Here is a 1159-nt window from a genome sequence, read left to right as displayed (position 1 = left end):
CTGCGCGTCGAGCACGTGAACCGCGGCTTCAACAAGACGCAGGGCGAACTGCTCGTGCTCGACGACGCGAACCTGTCGCTGCGCGAAGGCGAGATCGTCGGGCTGCTCGGCCGTTCGGGCTCGGGCAAGTCCACGCTGTTGCGGATCATCGCCGGCCTGATCGAGCCGACCGGCGGTGAAGTGACCTATCTCGGCAAGCCGCTGCGCGGTCCGGCCGAAGGCGTCGCGATGGTGTTCCAGACCTTCGCGCTGTTCCCGTGGCTGACCGTGCTGCAGAACGTGGAAGCCGGGCTGGAAGCGCTCGGCGTCGGTGCGCGCGAGCGGCGCGAGCGCGCGCTTGCCGCGATCGACCTGATCGGTCTCGACGGCTTCGAGAACGCGTATCCGCGCGAGCTGTCGGGCGGGATGCGCCAGCGCGTGGGCTTCGCGCGCGCGCTCGTCGTCGACCCGACGATCCTGCTGATGGACGAGCCGTTCTCGGCACTCGACGTGCTGACGGCCGAAACGCTGCGTACCGACCTGCTCGACCTGTGGACGCAAGGCCGGATGCCGATCAAGTCGGTGCTGATCGTCACGCACAACATCGAGGAAGCGGTGTTCATGTGCGACCGCATTCTCGTGCTGTCGTCGAATCCGGGCCGCGTGATCGCCGAGATCAAGGTGCCGTTCAAGCATCCGCGCAACCGGCTGGACCCGGCTTTCCGCAAGCTGGTCGACGACATCTACGCGAAGATGACTGCCCGCCAGACGGGCGAGGCGACGAAGAAGGGGCTCGAGCTCGGCAGCTGGCTGCCGCAGGTGTCGACCAACCTGATGGCCGGCCTGATCGAGACGCTCGCGATGGCGCCGTACCACGGCCGCGCGGACATGCCTGAAATCGCGCGCACGCTGCACCTGGAGGTCGACGACCTGTTCCCGATCGCCGAAGTGCTGCAGTACCTCGGTTTCGCCGATGTGCGGGAAGGCGACGTGTTCCTGACGCCGCCCGCGCGCGTGTTCGCTGAATTCGGCACGCAGGAACGCAAGCTGATGTTCGCGGATCACCTGCTGAAGCACGTGCCGCTCGCTGCGCGAATCCGGAAGGTGCTGAACGAGCGCCCGGGCCATCGCGCGCCGCGCGTGCGCTTCGAGCAGGAGCTGGAGGATTTCCTGTCGGACG

At 67.4% G+C, this 1159-nt stretch carries 1 protein-coding gene; it reads left to right on the top strand.

What is annotated here, in order from left to right; all coding sequences use genetic code 11:
* The coding region (locus tag DIE15_RS36625; protein ID WP_148095704.1) for a nitrate/sulfonate/bicarbonate ABC transporter ATP-binding protein at positions 1-1159 on the top strand (1159 nt) is incomplete at both ends.

Origin of the sequence: Burkholderia sp. Bp9031, assembly GCF_003857965.1 — a bacterium.
Lineage (GTDB): Bacteria > Pseudomonadota > Gammaproteobacteria > Burkholderiales > Burkholderiaceae > Burkholderia > Burkholderia ambifaria_A.
This window is presented reverse-complemented; position numbering and strand designations above follow the sequence as displayed.